The organism is Micromonospora sp. WMMD1274 (genome assembly GCF_049179035.1).
GTDB classification, from domain to species: Bacteria; Actinomycetota; Actinomycetes; order Mycobacteriales; family Micromonosporaceae; genus Micromonospora; species Micromonospora tulbaghiae.
Genome location: NZ_JBMHMG010000001.1, coordinates 5,315,234 through 5,334,795 on the forward strand (window position 1 = coordinate 5,315,234; position 19,562 = coordinate 5,334,795).

15 protein-coding genes are annotated in these 19,562 nt (G+C 71.8%); 6 read left to right on the forward strand and 9 right to left on the reverse strand.

Annotated elements, in window-relative coordinates; genetic code table 11:
* Positions 1-29 precede the first annotated feature (29 nt).
* The 9 genes from ACN27D_RS25275 to ACN27D_RS25315 form a co-directional block, all read right to left on the reverse strand.
* A complete protein-coding gene (locus ACN27D_RS25275) occupies positions 30-1,031 on the reverse strand; it encodes a glycosyltransferase family 2 protein (RefSeq protein ID WP_393378617.1) in 1,002 nt (333 codons plus the stop codon).
* A gap of 48 nt (positions 1,032-1,079) precedes the next feature.
* Positions 1,080-2,891 carry a hypothetical protein gene (locus tag ACN27D_RS25280; protein WP_421500161.1) on the reverse strand — a complete coding sequence of 604 codons (1,812 nt, stop codon included), beginning with the start codon at positions 2,889-2,891 and terminating at the stop codon, positions 1,080-1,082.
* Positions 2,892-2,980: 89 nt separating this feature from the next.
* Entirely contained in the window at positions 2,981-3,571 is a 591-nt protein-coding gene (locus tag ACN27D_RS25285) for a DinB family protein (protein ID WP_120570839.1), read from the reverse strand.
* A 44-nt stretch (positions 3,572-3,615) separates the two neighbouring features.
* Entirely contained in the window at positions 3,616-4,032 is a 417-nt protein-coding gene (locus ACN27D_RS25290) for a PPOX class F420-dependent oxidoreductase (protein ID WP_121684207.1), read from the reverse strand.
* Positions 4,033-4,136: 104 nt separating this feature from the next.
* Complete coding sequence (locus ACN27D_RS25295) at positions 4,137-5,261, reverse strand: RICIN domain-containing protein (RefSeq protein ID WP_358175916.1); 1,125 nt, start codon at positions 5,259-5,261, stop codon at positions 4,137-4,139.
* Positions 5,262-5,272: 11 nt separating this feature from the next.
* Positions 5,273-6,997, reverse strand: coding sequence for a family 43 glycosylhydrolase (locus tag ACN27D_RS25300; protein ID WP_421501195.1), 1,725 nt, complete (start codon positions 6,995-6,997; stop codon positions 5,273-5,275).
* A 113-nt stretch (positions 6,998-7,110) separates the two neighbouring features.
* The gene (locus ACN27D_RS25305) at positions 7,111-9,540 is read right to left on the reverse strand and encodes a ricin-type beta-trefoil lectin domain protein (RefSeq protein ID WP_358175919.1); all 2,430 of its coding nucleotides are present in this window, start codon (positions 9,538-9,540) and stop codon (positions 7,111-7,113) included.
* 284 nt (positions 9,541-9,824) lie between these two features.
* On the reverse strand, positions 9,825-11,132 hold the full coding sequence (locus tag ACN27D_RS25310; RefSeq protein WP_421500162.1) for a cellulose binding domain-containing protein: 1,308 nt from the start codon (positions 11,130-11,132) through the stop codon (positions 9,825-9,827).
* Positions 11,133-11,487: 355 nt separating this feature from the next.
* Entirely contained in the window at positions 11,488-12,675 is a 1,188-nt protein-coding gene (locus ACN27D_RS25315; RefSeq protein ID WP_120570834.1) for an ROK family transcriptional regulator, read from the reverse strand.
* Positions 12,676-13,048: 373 nt separating this feature from the next.
* On the opposite strand from ACN27D_RS25315, the gene ACN27D_RS25320 reads away from it, so the two are divergent.
* The 6 genes from ACN27D_RS25320 (at position 13,049) to ACN27D_RS25345 (ending at position 19,293) form a co-directional block, all read left to right on the forward strand.
* Positions 13,049-14,164 (forward strand): substrate-binding domain-containing protein, encoded by a 1,116-nt coding sequence (locus tag ACN27D_RS25320; RefSeq protein ID WP_091427902.1) that lies wholly within the window; start codon positions 13,049-13,051, stop codon positions 14,162-14,164.
* Positions 14,165-14,275: 111 nt separating this feature from the next.
* Positions 14,276-15,268, forward strand: a complete 993-nt coding sequence (locus ACN27D_RS25325) for a phosphotriesterase family protein (RefSeq protein WP_252450093.1) — start codon at positions 14,276-14,278, stop codon at positions 15,266-15,268.
* Positions 15,268-16,245 (forward strand): ROK family protein, encoded by a 978-nt coding sequence (locus ACN27D_RS25330; RefSeq protein ID WP_421500163.1) that lies wholly within the window; start codon positions 15,268-15,270, stop codon positions 16,243-16,245. The genes ACN27D_RS25325 and ACN27D_RS25330 overlap by 1 nt, the downstream gene beginning before the upstream one ends.
* Positions 16,246-17,226 carry an ABC transporter permease gene (locus ACN27D_RS25335; RefSeq protein WP_121684515.1) on the forward strand — a complete coding sequence of 327 codons (981 nt, stop codon included), beginning with the start codon at positions 16,246-16,248 and terminating at the stop codon, positions 17,224-17,226. It begins immediately after the preceding gene.
* Positions 17,227-17,245: 19 nt separating this feature from the next.
* A complete protein-coding gene (locus ACN27D_RS25340; RefSeq protein ID WP_358175922.1) occupies positions 17,246-18,505 on the forward strand; it encodes an alanine racemase in 1,260 nt (419 codons plus the stop codon).
* Complete coding sequence (locus ACN27D_RS25345) at positions 18,505-19,293, forward strand: ATP-binding cassette domain-containing protein (protein WP_120570829.1); 789 nt, start codon at positions 18,505-18,507, stop codon at positions 19,291-19,293. Before ACN27D_RS25340 ends, ACN27D_RS25345 begins: the two co-directional genes overlap by 1 nt.
* Positions 19,294-19,562: the final 269 nt, after the last annotated feature.

Genomic DNA, 19,562 nt, shown 5'->3' on the forward strand with positions numbered 1-19,562 from the left:
GCCTATCGGCGCCCACCGATCGGGGTTGCTCAGCCGGTTTCGCCGGCCATCGATTCGCCCGTGGCCGTACGCTGCTCCGGAATCCGGGACAGCCGGCCGGGGGTATCGACGACGTGCTCGGTCTCCTGCACCAGATAGTGCGGACGGCGTTTGGTCTCGTAGTAGATCCGGCCGATGTACTCGCCGATCACCCCGAGGATCATCATCTGGATGCCGCCGAGCCCGATCACGCTGACGATGATCGTGGTGTAGCCGGGCACGTCGATGCCCTTCTCCACGGCGTCCGCGACCACCCAGGCCATGTAGCCCACCGCGATGAGCGTGAGGAACAGGCCACCGTAGATGGCCAGGCGCAACGGCCGGTTGTTGAACGACAGCAGGCCGTCGAACGCGTAGTTGAACAGCTTGCCGAACGTCCAGCGGCTGCGCCCGGCCTGCCGGGTCTCGTTGCGGTGCGCCACCACCGCGGTGCGGAAACCGATCCACGAGAACAGGCCCTTGGAGAAACGGTTGTACTCCGGCATCGCCAGGATCGCGTTCACCGCGAGCCGGGACAGCAGCCGGAAGTCGCCGGCGCCGTCGAGCAGGCGGACGTCTATCCACCAGTTGACCAGCCGGTAGAAGGAGCGCGACGCGACCATCCGGACGAACCGGTCACCGCGGCGGTCCCGGCGGGCGATCACCTGGTCGAACCCCTGGCGGTAGAGCATCACCATCTCGGGCAGCAGCCGCGGCGGGTGTTGCAGGTCGGCGTCCATGATGACGACCGCGTCGCCGGTGGCCCGTCGCAGGCCGGCGAGCATGGCCGCCTCCTTGCCGAAGTTGCGGCTCAGCGACGTGTAGCAGACGGCCGGATCGGCCGCGGCGAGCCGGCGCAGCGCCGCCAGCGTGCCGTCCTCGCTGCCGTCGTCGACGTACACCACCTCGACGTCCACGTCGGACAACTCGGCGAGCGCGGCGCTGAGCATCTCGTGCAGCCGCTCCACCGACGCTTCCTCGTTGAAGCAGGGCACCACCACGGACAGCCGCACGGTGCTCACCCCGCCCGGCCCGGGCACACGCGCCCGGCGCCCACGGTGTCAGAGGCGGTAGACAAGCGTGCCATCGACATCCTCCCGGGTGATGCCCAGCCCGTCGACCGGCCGGGTCTCGATGCCCTCCCACGGCGTTCCCGCCGCGCGGCTCGGCACCGCGACGACCGACCGCACGCCGATCCCGCGCAGGTAGGCCACGCTGCCCGCGTCGGGGAACGTCGCCACGGCGACCCGCGTCTGGGCCTGGGTGACCGGCTCGAAACCGCCCAGCCCGTTGGTGATCCGGGGGAACCCGTCGGTCGACCAGAGCATGTAGTTGAGGTCGCCCACCCCGCCGGCGGGCAGCACCAGCATCGGCTCCGGCGCGGCCCGCATCGCGGCCGGCGGCGTCGGCACGGCCGGGTGCGGCGTGCGGTTGACGCCCTCCAGCGTGACCAGGGCGAGCGGCACCAGCAGGACCAGCGCCGCCACGGCCCGGGACGCGCGCGCGGCCGCGGGCCGGCGCCACGACTCGGCCAGCGCGGTCACCAGCCCGGCGGCCAGCACCGCGAGCAGCAGGCTGGTCCAGTGCATCATCCGGCCCGGGGTGCGCAACGCGTCCCAGCCCGGCAGGAGCGTGGACAACGTCAGGTAGCCGGGGTCGCCGTCCCCGCCGAGCGTGGCGCCCAGGCCCAGCAGCACGGTGCCGGCCACGCCGAGCCCCAGCGCGACGCGGTGCCGCACCGGGAACGCCGAGACGAACAGCCCCGCCGCGGCCAGCCCGATCAGCGTCATGCCCGGTAGCAGCGCCATCTCCGGCGGCCAGGTCAGCTGCTCGCGGGCGGCGGCGTGCCGTTCCCCCCACAGCCACGAGTCGCCGGGCGCGGTGACGAACCCGATCAGCGGCGGGGAGAACATCTTGGTCCAGTCCAGCGACCGGACGGCCTGCGGGTTGAGGTCGACCACGCGCAGGTAGACCAGCCCGAGCAGCAGCGTCACGGTGCCGAACACGGCGCCTCCGGCCAGGTCGGCGATCAGCAGCCGCCGGCCGAACGGGGGCTGCTCCCGCTTGCGCCACCAGGACCAGCCGTAGCAGCCGGCCGCCACCAGCGCGGCGGCCAGCAGGAAGTAGACGAGCGGCAGCCCGATGCCGAAGCCGAGCGTGACCTGCCAGGCCGCGACGAGCCACCCGGCCACCGCCCAGCCGGGCTTGCGGCGTTCCGGCCGGTAGCCGTGGCGCAGCGACCAGCCGTGACCGCGCGCCAGCATCGCCAGCGCCAGCGCGATGCCGCCGCTGGACAGGATGTTCAGGTGGCCGGAGTGCGCCAGCCGCCAGGGCGCGTACGCCCACGCGATCCCGGCGACCGCCCCGCCCCAGCGGTTCGCGCCGAGCTGCCGGGCCAGCGCGTACGCCCCGAGGAACGCCAGCGCGTGCAGCAGCACGTAGAGCACGTTGTAGCGGATCACGGCGGCCTCGAAGCCGGAGCCGATCATCCCGAACGGGGCGTACCCGAGCAGCGTGTCGCTGTAGGCGTACGTGTAGCGCTCCGGATAGAACGTGTTCGAGTTCCAGAGGTTGGCCGGGTCGTTGAGCAGCGCGTGCCCGGACCAGGCGACCTGCCACGCCTGCAACGTCGGGTCACCGAGGTCGCCGGGGATCGTGGTCGCCGGGTGCCGCATCGTCGGCCAGGTCAGCACCACCGCCAGCAGCAGGCTGCCGAGGATCGCCAGCGTCCACTCCGGGTTCGGCCGCCACCGGCGTCTGCCGTCCGCAGGCCGTTCGTCGGAGGGGCGGTCGTCCGAGGGCCGGTCGGCGGGAGGCTGCTCGGGACCGGTGTCCTCAGCGGTCGGCGGGGCGACGGCGGGCCGGATCTTCATGGGATAGATGCTTCACGATGCTGCTGGTCCTGTCGATCCGCTGTCCGAAATATGGTTGAAACTTCCGGCCGGAATACCGGAAGGACCGGCTACGCGAACCGGTCGGCGAGCGTCGTCAGCTTGCTGACGTACGCCGGCCAGTCGTAGCCGCCGGGGATGTTCCTGTTGTCCCGCCCCAGCCCGATCGCTGCGTCGTGCTGCTCGCGCATGATGTCGGCGTGACCGGCGTGCCGGGCCAGGTCGACGCAGACGTGCACGATGACCTGGTGCAGCGTGACGTCCTGCCGGCCGGGTCCCCACCACGGCACCCGCCCCGGCGCGTCCAGCGGCAGCGCCTCGATCGTCTCGTCCGCGAACGCACCCACGCGGCGGTACAGGTCGATCAGCCCGTCCTTGGTCTCGTCCTCCCGGGCGTACCAGTCCGCCTGCGGGTCCGCGTCGACCGCGTCGTCCGGGACCAGCTCCCCGGGGGTGGGGAACTCCCGGCCGAAGGTGGTCCCGAAGTAGCCGGCCTCGACGTTCAGGCAGTGCTTGAGCAGGCCCAGGAAGTTGTTGCCGGTCGCGGTGCGGGGAAGCCGGGCGTCGCGTTCGCTCAGCCCGTCGAGCTTCCAGATCAGGTCCTCCCGGATCCCGCGCAGGTATGCGTGCAGCGCGGTCTTCGGGTCCTTCGGTGCGGTCATGCCCGACACTCTGCCCTACGGGTCGGACATCGTGGGGGCGGCGGTCAGCCGGTCTGGCTGCTGTCCTTGTGCGCGCCCCACCCGTGCCAGCGCTCGATCTCGATCCACGCGCTGACCCGGGCGCGGTCCCGGCGCGGGTACGGCCGCCCGGTGTAGTGCTGCGAGATCCGGTCGATGTCCGTCAGGCCCTCGTCGTCACGCAGCTCGACCACCCGCCCGATGAGGCTGACGTGGGTGTACCAGTTCCCCTCGTCCAGCACGGTCAGGGAGACCCGGGGATCGTTGCGCAGGTGCGCCAGCCGGCGGCGGCCCTCGTCCATGTTCACCAGGACGCGGCCGTCCTCCCAGAGATACCAGGTGGCCGCGGACACCGGCTGGCCGTCGCGAAGCGTGGCGATGACGGCGGGATTCGGTTTGCCCAGCATGGCGACGGCGGGCTCGGGCAGCGGCGGCTTCGACATGGTTCGCACTCTACGTACCCGCGGGGTCCGCCGCTGGTCATGCGGCGGGCGCCGCCCGGACGGGCTCCCCGGCGGCGTCCGCCGGAAAGCCCGTCTCGTGCCGGTCAGGCGCGGGCGCTCCACTGCTGGTTGGTGCCGCCGTGGCAGTCCCAGAGGTTGATCCTCGTCCCGTTGGCGGTGCCGTAGCCCGCCGCGTCCAGGCAGCGCCCGGACTGGACGCCGCTGATCGTGCCGTTGGCGTTGAGGTTCCACTGCTGGTTGGGTTGGCCGTTGCAGTCCCAGATGATCACGCTGGTGCCGTTCGCGGTGCCCCGCCCACTGGCGTCGAGGCACTTGTTGCCGAGCACCTGCAACTGCTTGGCCGAGGTGTAGCTCCAGCGCTGCATCGTGCCGCCCCAGCAGTCGTACAACTGCACGGCGGTGCCGTTCGTGGTGCTGCCGTTCGGCACGTCCAGGCACCGGCCCGAGCCGGCGCCGACGAGCTGCACGTTCTGGTACGTGCCGCCGCCGCTGCCGGGGGTGCCGATGCTGCCGGACACCGACTGCAACGCGCGGTACCAGACCGCCGCCATCTTGTCGTAGCCGGTGGCGGTCGGGTGGATGCCGTCGATCAGGTCGGCGGTGGTCAGCGCCGAGTACTGGTCGACCAGGTGGACCCGCTTGCCGGCGTTCACCTTCGACTGCACGATCCCGGGGAGCGCGGCGTTGAACGTGCGCACCGCCGCCGCCTGGCCGGAGTTGGCGAGCGGGATGATCTGGGCGACGAAGACGTCCGCGTTCGGCGCCGTGGTGGTGATGCGGTCGATGAGTGAGGAGAGCCGGTTCGGCGCGGTCGAGACGTTGTAGTTCTGCAGGATGTCGTTGGTGCCGATGTGCAGCAGCACGGTGCGCGGCTGGTAGGCGTTCAGCCAGCCGGTGATGTTGGCGTCGATCTGGTCGATGCGCCAGCCGGGGTGGCCCTCGTGGTCGTGGTCGCCGAGGTTGCCCGGCCCGTTGAACTGGGAGCCGACCAGGTCGACCCGGTAGCCGCCGCCGGCCAGCCGCTGCCACAGGCCGATCCGGTAGCCGCCCGGGACCTGTGTGCCCTCGGTGATGGAGTCGCCGAGCGGCATCACCCGGGTGCCGCCGTTGGACTCGGCTCCCGCCGGGCCGGCCGGCGTGAGCACACCGGCGGCCAGCAGCGCCAGCGCGGCGCCCGCGGTGAGCCATCTCCTCACTCTGGTACGCAATACTGCTCCTCTCACGAGCCGGTGCAGGTCAGGGACGGGGTGGTGGGCGAGCCGTCGGCGATGAAGCCGAACGTGGTGGAGCCGGACGCGGGCACCGAGCCGTTGTACGCGGCGTTGCTGACGGTCGCGGTGGAGCCGCTGGTGCTCAGCGTGCCGCTCCAGACCTGGTTGATGCTCTGGCCACCGGCCAGGTTCCACCGCACGGACCAGCCGTTGAGCGCCGCGGCGCCGGCCGTGACCGTCACCTCGGCCTGGAAACCACCGGACCAGGAGTTGGTGGTCCGGTAGGTGGCGGTGCAGGCGCCGCCGGTCGGCGGCGGCGTGCTGGGCGGCGGGGGAGAGGAGGGCGGCGGGGTCGACGGGGGGACCGGCGGCGGGGTGCCGCTGAGGCTGGAGGTGAACCACCAGTGGTCGATGTTGAACAGCGAGCCGCTGCCGCCGGTGAACCGCAGGTAGAGGTCGTGGGTGCCGGTGGCACCGCTGACCGGGCAGCTCGGGTTGGTCCAGGTCTGCCAGCCGCCGGTGGGGGTCACCTGGCAGGTGCCCACCAGTGGGCCGGTCACGCTGTCCAGGCGCAGCTCGATGGACCCCCCGCTACCGGCCGAGGCCACCATGGCGGTGAACTTGGTCGCGCCGGCGCCGAAGGCCACGCCCTTGACCTTGATGTAGTCGCCGTTGTCGATGTAACCGACGTTCCTCCCGCCCAGGGAGGACGCCTCGGTCTCGACCCCCTGCCCCCAGGCCATCGTCTCGGCCTCCTGCCGGGCGTACGGGTCCAGGGTGCCGACCTGCGGGGCGCCGGTGGTGGTCATGTTGATCGTGGGGATCGAGCCGTCCGCGCCGTAGGAGAACTTCTCCACCGCCACCGACCTGGTGAAACCGCCGCCGCCGGGCAGCGCGCCGTTGTGGTAGAAGAAGTACGAGTTGCCCTTGAAGTCGATGATCCCCGGGTGGTTGGTGAAGCTGCTGCCCTGGGTCGGCATGATCATCCCGCGGTACGTCCAGGGGCCCAGCGGCCCGGGCGCGGTCGAGTAGGCGACGAACTCGGAGCAGCACCTGGCCGCGAACGCCATGTAGTAGAGGCCGTTGCGCTTGTACACCCACGGGCCCTCCTCGTAGAGGGTGGGCCGGTTCGCGTCCCCGGTCCGCGCCCCGAAGCCCGCAGTGGTCAGCGGGATCTGGGTGGGACTGCCCGAGTACGAGATCATGTCCGCGTTCAGCTTCACGTACCACAGGCGCGGGTTGCCCCAGTACAGGTACGCCTGGCCGTCGTCGTCGATGAACACGGTGGGGTCGATCTCGCCGTTGCTCACCAGCGGACGCCCGATGGCGTCGCGGAACGGACCGGTGGGGCTGTCCGCCACCGCCACCCCGATGCCCATCTGGCCGGTGGCCCGCACGACCATCGGCACGTACCAGTAGAACTTGCCGTTGCGGTGGACCGCCTGGCCGGCCCACGCGTCCTGCTTGGCCCAGCTGAACGTGGTGAGGCTGAGCGGCGATCCGTGGTCGGTCCAGTTGACCATGTCGTCGGACGAGAAGACCCGCCACTCCTTCATGGTGAACCAGGTCGAGTTGTCCTCGTCGTGGCCGGTGTACAGGTAGACCCGGTTGTTGTACACGAGCGGGGCCGGGTCGGCCGTGTAGATGGTCTGCACGATCGGGTTGTCCGCCCGGGCGACGGTCGGGTTCAGCCCGCCGGCGACGACCGGGGCCAGCCCGAGCAGGGCGAGCATGGTCACGGCCAGCGCGAGCCATCGTCTGGTCCGGCGGTCGGGTCTCCATAGCGTTGAGGTCACAGGTCATCTCCCCGGTAGGCCGATGGGTACGGTCGGCGAAGGTCGGGCCGTCACGCCCGGCTCCACTTCTGGCTGCTGCCGCCGGTGCAGGCGGACAGGACGATCGGGGTGCCGTTGCCGGTCCCGCCGCCGTTCGGGCTCAGGCACAGTCCGGACTGGACGCCGGTGATCGTGCCGTCGTTGTTGACGTTCCACTGCTGGTTGGCGCCGCCGTTGCAGTCCCAGATGATGACCCGGGTGCCGGACGAGGTGCCCTGGCCCTCGGCGTCGAGGCACTTGCTGCCGTACACCTGGAGCTGCCGGCCGGAGGTCGCCGTCCACTGCTGGTTGGTGCCGCCGTTGCACTCCCACAACGTGGTCTGGGTGCCGTTGGTCTGGGACTGGTTCGGCACGTCCAGGCAACGGCTGGAGTTGGGGTTGAGCCACGCGCCGCTCGTACCCCCGGGGTTGCCGCCCGGGCCGGCGACCACCGACAGGTTGTCGAACTGGGCGGTCTCACCCTGGCTGGTGCCGAAGCCGACCTGGCCGGTGCCGAACGTGGAGTCGGTGGCCGTGCCGACGGTCGTGCCGTCGATGGTGGCGGTGATGGTGGTGCCGGAGAAGCCGAGCGCGAGGCTGTGCCAGCGGTTGGTGCCCAGCGCCGCGACGTTCCCGCTGCGCAGCGTGGTGAGCTGTCCGGCGGTGTTGTTGCGCAGGATGGACCACGCGCCGGAGTCGGTGACCCGGAGGAAGTAGGCGTTGTAGCGGCCGATGGGGTCCAGGTTGGTGCTGCCGACGCGGCCCTGGATCTGGGCGTAGCCGGACTGTTCGAGCAGGACGTCGGCGGAGACGGTGTAGTTGCCCCAGCTCAGGTTGCCGCCGTAGGTGGCCGGGTCGGCGAGGGTCTTCCAGGTGATGGGCGCCTGCGCGGACATCTGGCGCAGGCACATGCCGGTCCGGCCGCCGCCGCAGCCGACGATCTCGAACGCGCCCTGCATGTCCTGGAGGTACTTCGGGAACCGCCCGCTGGCGTAGCTGTCGAAGTCGTCGCGGTACGGCAGGCTCAGCGAGCCCTGCGCCGGGCTGGTCGCGGTGCCCTTGCCCTGCCCGGTGGTGGTGGTGACGGTGTAGAGGTGGCCGGGCTGGACGGTGAGCGAGAACGAACCGCCCGACGGGGTGATGTCCGCGCCGCGGACGAAGAAGTCGTTCGGGTTCGTCGAGTTCAGGTTCGTGGACCAGACGTGCACCTGGCCGGTGGACAGCCCGCCGGTGACGTTCATGGTGATCTGCTGGGCCGCTGTGGCGTCCATGGTCTCGACGACAGTGCTGTAGTCGCCGGTGGTGGGTGAGCGCAGCGACACGTAGCTGCCGTTGTTGCGGTTGCCGCCCAGGTAGCCCGAGGAGGAGTCCAGGTAGCGCCAGCCGGGTGCGGTGAACTGCGTGGTGTGCGCGAGCGCCCAGGTGTTCTTGCCGACCGAGTACCAGCCGGACCAGGGCTGGTTGGCCAGGATCAGCCCGACCGTGGACCAGGGCAGGTTCGGGGTGATGGCGGCGATCAGGTCCCAGTTGAGGTAGGCGACCATCCGGCCGTCGATGTAGCCGCGGTTGATGCCGCGCGCGAGCGGCTTGGCGCCGTCGTTGTAGTCCTGGGAGCCGCCCTCGCTGTTCCACAGCGTCTTGCCGGTGGAGGTGGCTGTCGACGAGACGGTGCAGGTGGTCTGCGCGCTGAGGTAGCCGCACGGGTAGTGGCCGCTGAGCACGTCGATGCTGTTGCGCAACGTGGCGTTGCTGGCCACGGCGTTGGCCGGGCCCCAGCTACCGGGGTAGTCGTCCCCGTAGATGATCTTCACGCCGCTGTAGCCGTTGGCGTTCAACGCCTGACGCAGGCTGATGGTCCAGTTCGCGTCGGTCCGCTTCTCGTTCTGGGCGGCGGTGATGTAGTCCATGGTGAGGTTGTGCTGCCGCGCGCAGCCCAGCCAGTCCACGAAGTAGTTGATCATGTCCTGGGACATGAAGTTGCCGTTGCCGATCCACCCGGGAGCGCCCCAGGGCAGTGCCGCCAGCTTGATGGCGGGGTTGCGGGCCTTGGCCTGCTCCATGATCCACCACTGGTAGCCGCGGTTGCAGTTGAGATCGCCCCGGACGTGTTCGTGGCTCGGCTCCGAGCCGCTGGTGGAGTTGGTGTCGCCGCCCATCTCGACCTTGAGGATCTGCAACGCGGCGCCGTAACCGGGCTTGAACAGGTAGTCCAGGATCTGCCCGCGCTGCGGCTCCGGATAGTCGATCAGCAGCCGGCTGTTGCCGCCGCCGCCGCTGACCGCGCCGACCCCGTCGAACGTCTGGCCGCCGGAGGCGCCGTTGACGGTGATCGTGGTGGCGGCCTGGGCGGGGCTCGCGGCGAACGTGAGGCCGCCGCCGGTGGCGGCCAGGGTGAGAGCCAGGGCGGGAATGACGAGACGCGATGGTCCGGATCGGACGGACCGGGGACGGGGGATCACCATGACGGCTCCTCGGGTACGCGCGGGCGCCCGACCGTCCGGACGGCGCCTCGCGAGTTGTGGGTGGCCGTCGGTGTAAACGCTAACAGCAGCAGTGCGGCGGCTCCGAGGTGTCGGCGGTGGTGACCTGCGGAGTCATGAATGTTAGCGCAAACATCGACCAGAGTTAATTAGAGCACATCCCGCCGCCCGGCGGGACATCGGTTGTGCCGGCCGGTGCCGGGCCGGGGCGGCGGCATGCCACCCACGGCCCGGCTCCCCGTGCGGGGATCGGCGCTCCGGCGAGGTCAGGGACTGGTGCAGCTGACACCGCTGGGCGCGGTGGCCCCGTTTCCGGTGGCGGTGAACCCGAACGTCGTCGAGCCGTTCGCGCCGACAGTGCCGTTGTAGTCGGCGTTGCGGACCGACACCGAGCCGGTGGTGCCCGTGTTGACGCCGTTCCAGAGGCTGCTGATCGCCTGGCCGGAGGCCAGGGTCAGGCGTACCGTCCAGCCGTTGAGCGTGGTCGCGCCGTTGTTGGCCACCGTGACCTCGGCCTGGAAGCCACCGGGCCAGGTGTTCACGGTCCGGTAGGTCGCCGTGCACGCGCCCGGCTCACCGGTCGGCGGCGGGGTCGTGGGCGGCGGGGTGGTCGGCGGCGGGGTGGTGGGCGGCGCGGTGGTCGGCGGCGCGGTGGTGGGCGGCGGCGTGGTGGACGCGAACTGGCTGAAGAACCGCCAGATCTCCCCCGACGTCCAGGTTCGGGAGTCGTTCGGGCTGGACGACCCGTCGACCGGGCTGGGGGTGTGGTCGCCGTCGAAGGCGGCCCACTGCACCGGGTAGCCCTCGCGGCAGCCGGAGTACGTGGTGGTGATGTGGGTGAGGCTGCCCCGGCTCGGCTCGCGCGGGCTCTGCGCGGTGCAGCCGTTGTTGCGGACGAACGTGTCGCGCAGCGACCGGCCCATGGAGATGTTCAGCACGCTGTCGTAGATGCCGTGGATGCCGAAGTAGGCGACCGGCTGGGTGCCGCCGTTGCAGCCGCTGAGGTTGGCGCCGGAGATGACGGTGACCGCACGGACGATCGTGGGCCGGGCGCAGGCCACCGCGTAGCTCATCGCCCCGCCGTAGCTCCAGCCGAGCGCGAACCGCTGGCTGGTGTCGACGCAGAGGTCGTTCTCGACCTGCCGGGAGATGTCGTCGAACAGCGTCAGGTCGCGGCCGTTGGTGTTGGCCCAGCCGTTGTCGATGCCCTGCGGCGCGACGAAGATCGTGCTGTTGTTGGACAGCGGCAGCAGGCCGTAGTAGCCGGCCGAGGCGACGTTGTTCGCCGAGCCGTTCAACCAGTGGAACCCGAAGATCAGCCGGTACGGGCGGTTGCGGTCGTAGCCGTCCGGGATCCGCAGGATGTAGCTGCGGTTCTGGCCGCCGCTGGAGATGGTGCGCGTCCCACTGGACAGCGTCGGGGCCTTGCCGCAGCCGGCGGTCGCCGCGAGCGTGCCGTTCGTCGACGCCTGCGCCGTCTCGCCGAGGCCGGCGCTGAGCGCGCCGCCGGCCGCGGCCGCGAGGAGCACGGCCGCGGCGGCGACGGATGAGAGGAGGGATGTTCGTTTCGCCATTGCTGGACTCCTTGCCCTGGGTGGCGGTGCAGGCCGGACCGTCCGTCGATGCCGACGTCGCCTGCGAAGAGGGCGCGGAGCCGCGCGTGCGGCCGGGGCCGAAGTCGTCCGTTGGCCGCCTGCGTCGGCGTGCATCGGCGGAGCGGCCCGGACTGGTCACCGGCCGGCGGGGCGGCGAGGACGGTGCCTCGGGTCGCCTTGCCGGTTGCGGGGGTGACGGGGAGCGTGCCCTTCGCTCCCGTGCCGGAACATAGCAGGTTATCGATAACATCTTCAACCGGCCGGGCCCGGAGGAATGCCGGGTGGGCCGCCGGGTGAGCGCTCACAGGAGCGCGGTGCCGGCGTCGCCGCCTGCTCAGGCGCGGTCGGCCAGGGCCGGCAGGTCACAGCCGGCGAGGGCGTCCGGCTGGGGTACGCGGGCGAGGTCCGCCTCGGCGAGCCCGAGCCGCCGGTACGCGGTGTGCAGCGCCGCGACCACGGCGCCCAGCGCGCCGGAGAGGTCGCCGAGTTCCGCGCCGTGCACAGTCGCCTCGGCGGCGGGCACGATCTCGTGCAGCCGGCCGCGCAGCCGGACCAGATCGGGTGTGAGCGCGTGGGAGACGCCGCCGCCGAGGACGATCACCTCCGGTTCGTAGGCGACCACCGCCGCGGTGAGGATGACCAGCAGTGCCTGCTCGACGTACTGCCGGACCGGCACCAGGCGCGGGTCGGCCGAGCGGAACACGTCCGCCGCGTTGTCGAACGACAGGCCGAGCTCGCGGGCGCGGGCGAGGATGCCGGACCCGCTGATGATCCGTTCGAGCGGTGCGCCGAGCGGACCGGCGGGCAGGTGGCCGAACTCGCCGACCAGGCCGCTGCGGCCCCGGAACAGCCGGCGGTCGATGGCGACGCCGGCGCCGAGCCCCGCCCCGATGGTGAGCATCACCGCGGTCTGCGCGTCCCGGGCGGCGCCGAAGCGCAGCTCGCCGAGCAGCGCGTAGTTGGAGTCGTTGTCCACCTCGACCGAGGTGTCCAGGTGCTTCTCCAGCAGCCGCAGGAACAGCGGGTCCTCCACCTGCGGCAGGTTCGGGGCGTTGGACACCGCGCGGTCGCCCTGCCGGACGGCGCCGGGCAGGCCCACCGCGACGCAGGCGAGGCGCTCCCGGTCGGCGCCGACGGTCCGGAGGATCAGGTCGGCCAGCCACTGGGCCAGCCGGGGGGCGTCGTAGCCGGCCGGCGTGGGCACGGTCCGGCCGGTCAGCGGCTTGGCGGCGAGGTCGGCGACGACCAGCCGGACGTTCGAGCCGCCGACGTCGACCCCGCAGACCACGCCGCGTCCGGCGGCGATCGCCACCCGGGTCGCCCGCCGGCCCCGGGTGGTGGTCGGCGCGCCGTCGGTCTCGGTCAGCAGCCCTTCGTCGAGCAGTTGTTCCACGATGCGCGACACGGTGGCGGGGGAGAGGTCGGTCTCGTGGCCGATGGCCGTGCGGCTCACCGGACCGTGGGTCAGCACGTGGGCCAGCACCGTGGACCGGTTCGCCGCCCGGGGTGCTCGAGATTCCACGCCCACCTCCGCCGATTTTCTTTCCGCCCGAATGTTAAAGCCGTGCCGCCTCCCGGGCAACCACCCGGGGCGTGTCGTCCGGTGCCGGCGCGTGGCGGACATCGACGCCCGTCCTCCCGCAGCCTCGCGCGGGCGTGAAAGCCCAGGTCAAGTGCCATGCCGGCGGCTTGGAGCCAGTGGGAGGAATCTCTGACCAGCACCCTTGACGGGGTGTGATTACCGCGATAATACTTTCACCCTGAACGGAAATAGAGGTCGCTGGCCCCCAGGGACGGCGGCGGGTGCCCCCGCACGCGCCGTGCCGGTCGCATCGGACCCCCGTGTCAGTCCGGAATCACCGGTTCCAGACCCCGTTGCTGTGAAGGGAAGAGCAATGATTCTCAGCCGTAGACGTGGTGCCGCCCTCGGCGCGCTCTGCGCCCTGGCGCTCATGGTCGGCGCCTGCTCGAACGAGACCTCCGGGAGCGGCGGCGCGTCGAGCGGCCCGCGTACCGAGCCCAGCCTGTCGTTCGTCGGCCCCGGCGGCGAGACGCCGACCGCCGCCGACCAGCTCTCGCTCACTCCCGAGGAGCGGCAGAAGGTCAAGGACGGCGAGTACTCCGCCGCCTTCGTCTGGCACGAGGGCTCCGCGCTGACCAAGGCCGTGGAGTCCGGCGTCCGCAAGGAGTTCGACCAGCTCGGCATCAAGGTGCTGGCCAGCACCAGCGCCGAGTTCGACGCGGCCCGGCAGGCCAACAACGTGCAGACCGTCCTGGCGCTCAAGCCCGACCTGATCGTCACCATCGCGGTCGACCCGACCGCGGCGGCTGCGGCGTTCAAGCCCGCCGTGGACGCCGGCGTCAAGCTCGTCGTGATGACCACCCCGCCGAAGGGCTACAAGTCCGGCGAGCAGATCGTCGGCATCGTCACCGCCGACCTGACCGCGTTCGGCAAGGCCAACGCGGAGATGCTCGGCAAGGCGCTCGGCGGCAAGGGCAAGGTCGGCTACGTCTACCACGACGCCGACTTCTGGTTCACCAACCAGCGGGACAAGGCGTTCAAGGACTGGCTGGGCTACCTCTACCCGGACATCGAGATCGTCGAGGAGGCCGGGTTCTCCGACCCGGCGCGTACCGAGGACATCGCCACCGCGATGCTGACCCGCCACGCCGACCTCAAGGGCGTCTACGTCGCCTGGGCCACCGCCGCCGAGGGCGTGCTCGCCGCGACCCGTCAGCAGGGCCGCACCGACGTCAAGATCGTCACGAACGACCTGGAGGCGAACCTCGCCGCCGACATGGTCAAGGGCGGCAACGTCGCCGGCGTCGTCGCCAACGGCTCGACCCGCCTCGGCGAGAACCTGGGCGTCGTCGCCGCGTACGGCCTGCTCGGCAAGAAGGCCCCGGAGCTGGTCGTCGGATCGCCGATGGCCGCCACCAAGGACAACATCGCCGACGCCTGGCGCGACGACTACGGCCAGGAGCCCCCGGCCGAGGTGCTCGGCAACTGACGCCGGGCCGCGAGGTCCGGGGCCTCCCCGAACAGGCCCCGGACCTCGCCGGACGCGGCCCGGCCCACACCGCCGGGCCCGCGACCACCGCGAGACGAGAGGAAGAAGCACATGGGGTACGTCCAGACAGTCCTCGGGCCGGTGGCTCCCGAGTCGCTCGGCCGGGTGCTGAGCCACGAGCACCTCGGCGCGCTGGTGCCCGGGCCGTGGCTGTCCGGCGGCGCCGGGGACGACCGCGCCGACCTCGCCGCCGACGCGGTGAGCGGCCTGCCGGAGCTGGGCTTCGGCACGGTCGTGGACCTGTCCCCGTACGAGGTGGTCGGTCACGACGTGACGCTGCTGCGTGAGGTGGCGCTGCGTACCGGCCTGAACGTGGTCGCCGGATCGGCGATCTACCTGGAGCCGTACTCCCCGGGCTGGGCGCTGACCGCGAGCGTCGACGAGATGCGCGAGCGCTTCGTCGCCGACGCCACGATCGGCGTCGGGGACACCGGGATCAAGGTGGGCATCTTCGGCGAGCAGGCCACCGGCCTGAACGAGATCACCCCGCACGAGGAGAAGTGCCTGCGCGCCGCCGCCCGCGCCCACGTCGCCACCGGCCTGGCGGTGAACACCCACACCACCCACGGCACGATGGCGCTGGAGCAGGTCGAGATCCTGCGCGAGGAGAAGGCCGACCTCTCCCGCGTCGTCATCGGCCACCTGGACATCAACCCCGACCCGGACTACCTGCGGGCGGTGCTGGCCACCGGCGTGAACATCGCCTTCGACACGCTCGGCAAGCAGTTCTGGGACTTCGTGCTCGCCCCGCTGCCGGCGGACCCGCCGGAGGGCGAGTTCGCCAAGCGCGCGTACCACCGGCCCGACCGGGCCCGGCTGGACATGCTCGCCGGGCTGGTCCGGGACGGGTACGCCGACCGGATCCTGCTCTCGATGGACCTGACCGGCGCCGAGGCGTACCTGAACCCGGGCACGCACGGCCGCCTCGGGTACTCGTACCTGGGCGCGGAGATCGTGCCGGGTCTGGCCCGGCTCGGTGTGCCGCCGGAGGCGATCGACCAGATGCTGGTGGCCAACCCGGCCCGGCTCCTGACGGTCGGCTGATGGCCGCGCATCCGCGTCCGTCCGGCTACGTCGCCGGCGTCGACCTCGGCGGCACCAAGCTGCGGGCCGCGCTGGCCGACCTGGACGGTCTCGTCGTGGACGAGCAGGTGCAGCCGACCGACCCCAGGGGCGGTACGGCGGTCGCCGCGCAGATCGACGCGCTGCTGCGCCAGCTGGCCGCCCGGGCCGGCATCGACTGGTCCGACGTGCGGGCCAGCGCGATCGGACTGCCCGGCGTACCCGACCCGGCGACCGGCGCCATCGAGCTGTCGCCCAACGTCTCCGACCTGGAGGCCCTCGACGTGCGGGCCGAACTGACCCGCCGGCTGGGCCACCCGGTCGTGCTGGACAACGACGTCAACATGGCCGCCGCCGGCGAGCAGTGGCTGGGCAGCGGGCGTACCCACAGGCACTTCGTGTTCGTGGCGGTCGGCACCGGTGTCGGCATGGGCATCGTGCTCGACGGCGAGCTGGTCCGCGGCGCGCGCGGCGCGGCCGGGGAGATCTCCTACCTGCCGCTGGGCACCGACCCGTTCGACAAGGACAACCAGGTGAAGGGCGCGCTGGAGGAGGCGGTCGCCGGTGCCGCCCTCGCGGCCCGCTACCGGGCGGTGTCCGGCGAGCAGGCGAGCGTGCCCGACGTCTTCGACCGGGCCGCGTCCGGTGACCCGGACGCCCTCGCGGCCATCGACGAGGAGGCGCGGCTGATCGCCCTGGCGGTCGTCGCGGTCACCGCCGTCCTGGACCCGGAGGCGGTCGTCCTGGGCGGCGGCATCGGCTCCCGGGCCGAACTCGTCGAACCGGTCCGGCGCTGGGTCGCCGCGCTCAGCGCGGACGCCCCGTTGATCAAGACCAGCCGGCTCGGCGACCGGGCCGGCCTGCTCGGCGCCGTCGCGGTCGCCCGCCGGGAGGCCGGCGTACGAGACGACGTACCGGCCCACCGGAACACCTCTTTCCAGACAGCGGAGGGACGATAGATGACCCACACGGATGCGGCGGTGAAGACCAGCGCCGCCCCGGCCTGGCGCCGGATCAACTGGCGCGACTACGTGGTCTACATCGGCTTCGCGGTCGTGTTCCTGTTCTTCGCCATCACCCAGGGCAGCAACGGCTTCCTGACCACGAGCAACCTCACCAACATCGTCATCCAGACCGCGCCGATCACGATCATGGCGGTCGGGCTGGTCTTCGTGCTGGCCGCCGGTGAGATCGACCTGTCCATCGGCTCGGTCGTCGCGCTCTCCGCGCTCGTCGGCGCGGTGACGTTGCGCGAGACCGACAGCATGCTGCTCGGCGTGGCCGCGGGCCTCGCCGCCGGCGCGGCGGTCGGCCTGGTCAACGGCGTCTTCGTGACGCTCGTGCGGCTGCCAAGCTTCCTGGTCACGCTCGCCACCATGGGTGCGGTGGCCGGTCTGGCCCGCGAGGTCACCGGCCTCCAGTCGGTGCCGGTCAGCAACGACGCGTTCCTGTCCTTCTTCGGCCAGGGCGAGATCCTCGGCATCCCCGGCCTGGTGCTCTGGTCGGTGGCGGCGGCTGTGGTCGGCTACCTCGTGCTGCGGCAGACCCGGTACGGCGCGCACACGCTCGCCATCGGCGACAACGTCGCGGCGGCCCGGGTCAGCGGCATCAAGGTGATCCGCGTCAAGATCATGGTGCTGATGGGCAGCGCGATGTGCGCAGCGATGGCCGGCCTGCTGTACGCCGGCCGCCTCCAGGGCGCCCGGTACACCCTCGGCGAGGCCGACCTGATGTCCGTGATCGCCGCCGTGATCGTGGGCGGTACCAGCCTCTTCGGCGGCAAGGGCTCGATCATCGGCGCGGTGCTGGGCAGCCTGCTGATGGGCATGCTCAACAACGGCCTGATTCTGGCCGGCCTGTCCGTGTCGCAGCAGATGATGGCGCGCGGCGCGATCATCCTGGTGGCCGTCTCCCTCTCGCTGCGCGAGCGGCGAAGCTGACCCGGAAGGAAGCACACGCATGTTTCTGGACCTGCTGCGACGCCGCAATCCGGGCCTGCTCGCCGCCGCCGCGAACCTGCACGGCAGCGGTGACCTGCCGGCCAACTGCTACGCGCTGGACCTGGACACGGTCGCCGCGAACGCCGCCGCCATCCGGAGCGAGGCCGACCGGTTCGGGCTGTCCGTCTACGCCATGACCAAGCAGGTCGGGCGCAATCCCGACTTCTGCCGGACGGTCCGCGACGCGGGCATCACCGAGGCGGTCGGCGTCGACCTCCAGTGCGCGCTCGCCGACCGGCGCGGCGGACTCGGCATCGGTCACCTCGGCCACCTGGTGCAGATCCCCCGGCACGAGGCCGCTGTCGCCGCCGCGCTCGCGCCCGCGTACTGGACGGTCTTCAACGACGCCAAGGCCGCCGAGGCGGCCGCCGCGAGCGCGGCGGCCGGGCGGGAGCAGGCGCTGCTCGCCCGGATCGCGGCTCCCGGCGACCGGTTCTACCGGGGCCACGAGGGCGGCTGGCCGGCCGAGGAGGTCGTCGCTGTGGCCCACCGGCTCGACGCCCTCGACGGCGCCCGGTTCGCCGGGGTCACCAGCTTCCCGACCCAGCTGTTCGATCCGGCCGCCGGGCGGGTCGTGCCGACCCCCAACCTCGGCACCCTGCGGAGCGCCGCCGCGGCGTTGCGCGCCGCCGGGTGGTCGCACGTCGAGATCAACGCCCCGGGTACGACGTCGGCGGCGATCCTGCCCACGCTGGCCGAGGCGGGTGTGACGCAGGTCGAACCCGGTCACGGGCTCACCGGCACCACGCCCTGGCACGCGGTCACCGACCTGGTCGAGGAGCCGGCCGTGCTCTACGTCAGCGAGGTGTCCCACCTGTGGGACGGGCGGGCGTACGTCTTCGGCGGCGGGCTCTACGTCGACCCGGTGCTGGGCCTGGGCGGCACCCGGGCGCTGATCGTGCCCCGGGGCGGTGGTCTCGACGACGCGTACCTGGTCGACGTGGAGATGCCCGCGCCGGAGGCGATCGACTACTACGCGATGGCCGACGTGACCGCGGCGCCGGGCGTCGCGCCCGGCGACACGGTCCTGTTCGGCTTCCGGCCGCAGGCGTTCGTCACGCGGGCGCTGACGGCGGGCGTGACCGGCGTCCGGTCGGGCGCCCCGGCCGTGGCCGGCGTGTACGCCGCCGACGGCTCGGCGCCGATCGGGCTGGACGACATCGACGCGGTCGGCGGCCCCGGCACCAACCACACCGCTCGCAGCGCAGGGAGGGCATGATGAGCACGGTCACCGACAAGACCGACGCGACCAGGGCGGGCGCCCCGCCGCTGCGGTTGCGCGGCATCCGTAAGCAGTTCGGCGGCGTCGTCGCGATCGAGCGCTTCGACCTGGAACTGGCCGCCGGCCAGATCACCGCGCTGGTCGGCGACAACGGCGCCGGCAAGTCCACCCTCGTGAAGATCATCTCGGGGGTGTACCAGCCCACCGAGGGCGAGCTGGAGATGCACGGGCGGCCGGTGACGTTCCGGGACGCCTCCGACGCCCGCCGGCAGGGCGTCGAGGTGGTCTACCAGGATCTGGCCCTGGCCGACTCGCAGCCGGTCTACATGAACATGTTCCTGGGCCGGGAACTCACCCGCGGTCCGCTGCGGCTGCTGGACCGGCGCCGCATGGCCCGGGAGACGCAGGAGCTGGTGGACGCGCTGGACGTACGCATCCCCAGCGCGAAGGCGACCATCCGGGACCTGTCCGGCGGCCAGCGGCAGGCGGTGGCGATCTGCCGCGCCACCCACTGGGCCAGCGGCCTGGTGCTGATGGACGAGCCGACCGCGGCGCTGGGCGTGGCCGAGACCGCCAAGGTGGAGCAGCTGATCCTGAAGCTGCGGGAGCGGGGCGCGGCCGTGCTCGTGGTCAGCCACAACCTGGACCAGGTGTTCCGCATCGCCGACCGGGTGGCGGTGCTGCGCCGGGGGCGCCAGGTCGGCGTCCGCGGCATCACCGAGACCAGCCGCAACGAGATCGTCTCGATGATCACCGGCGCGTCCGAGGAGACCGTCCGCCCCTGACCCGCGCGAACCACCGCGCGAGACGATGACCCCGGGTGTCCCTCCCGGGGTCATCGGCGTTCCCGGCCCCGTTCGATCCGCCGTACGTAACGTTTGTGTGAACCCATGTGAACGCTGACAGCGCGGCTATCCCGCACTTCGGGAGCGCTTTCATTTCGTTGCGCGGCCGTGTTCACTGAACACCGTTCACCCTATTGTTCACTGGTGCTAAATCCGGTAGAACTCCTGGTAGGTCCGCTGCTCGGGCCATCTGCCTCGTGCTTCTAGGA

Coding starts and splice junctions, on each gene's coding strand:
- ACN27D_RS25340 (WP_358175922.1), top strand. CDS start 17,246: ATGTTTCTGGACCTGCTGCGACGCCGCAATCCGGGCCTGCTCGCCGCC.
- ACN27D_RS25285 (WP_120570839.1), bottom strand. CDS start 3,571: ATGACCGCACCGAAGGACCCGAAGACCGCGCTGCACGCATACCTGCGC.
- ACN27D_RS25325 (WP_252450093.1), top strand. CDS start 14,276: ATGGGGTACGTCCAGACAGTCCTCGGGCCGGTGGCTCCCGAGTCGCTC.
- ACN27D_RS25290 (WP_121684207.1), bottom strand. CDS start 4,032: ATGTCGAAGCCGCCGCTGCCCGAGCCCGCCGTCGCCATGCTGGGCAAA.
- ACN27D_RS25330 (WP_421500163.1), top strand. CDS start 15,268: ATGGCCGCGCATCCGCGTCCGTCCGGCTACGTCGCCGGCGTCGACCTC.
- ACN27D_RS25345 (WP_120570829.1), top strand. CDS start 18,505: ATGAGCACGGTCACCGACAAGACCGACGCGACCAGGGCGGGCGCCCCG.
- ACN27D_RS25280 (WP_421500161.1), bottom strand. CDS start 2,891: ATGAAGATCCGGCCCGCCGTCGCCCCGCCGACCGCTGAGGACACCGGT.
- ACN27D_RS25305 (WP_358175919.1), bottom strand. CDS start 9,540: ATGGTGATCCCCCGTCCCCGGTCCGTCCGATCCGGACCATCGCGTCTC.
- ACN27D_RS25310 (WP_421500162.1), bottom strand. CDS start 11,132: ATGGCGAAACGAACATCCCTCCTCTCATCCGTCGCCGCCGCGGCCGTG.
- ACN27D_RS25300 (WP_421501195.1), bottom strand. CDS start 6,997: ATGCTCGCCCTGCTCGGGCTGGCCCCGGTCGTCGCCGGCGGGCTGAAC.
- ACN27D_RS25335 (WP_121684515.1), top strand. CDS start 16,246: ATGACCCACACGGATGCGGCGGTGAAGACCAGCGCCGCCCCGGCCTGG.
- ACN27D_RS25320 (WP_091427902.1), top strand. CDS start 13,049: ATGATTCTCAGCCGTAGACGTGGTGCCGCCCTCGGCGCGCTCTGCGCC.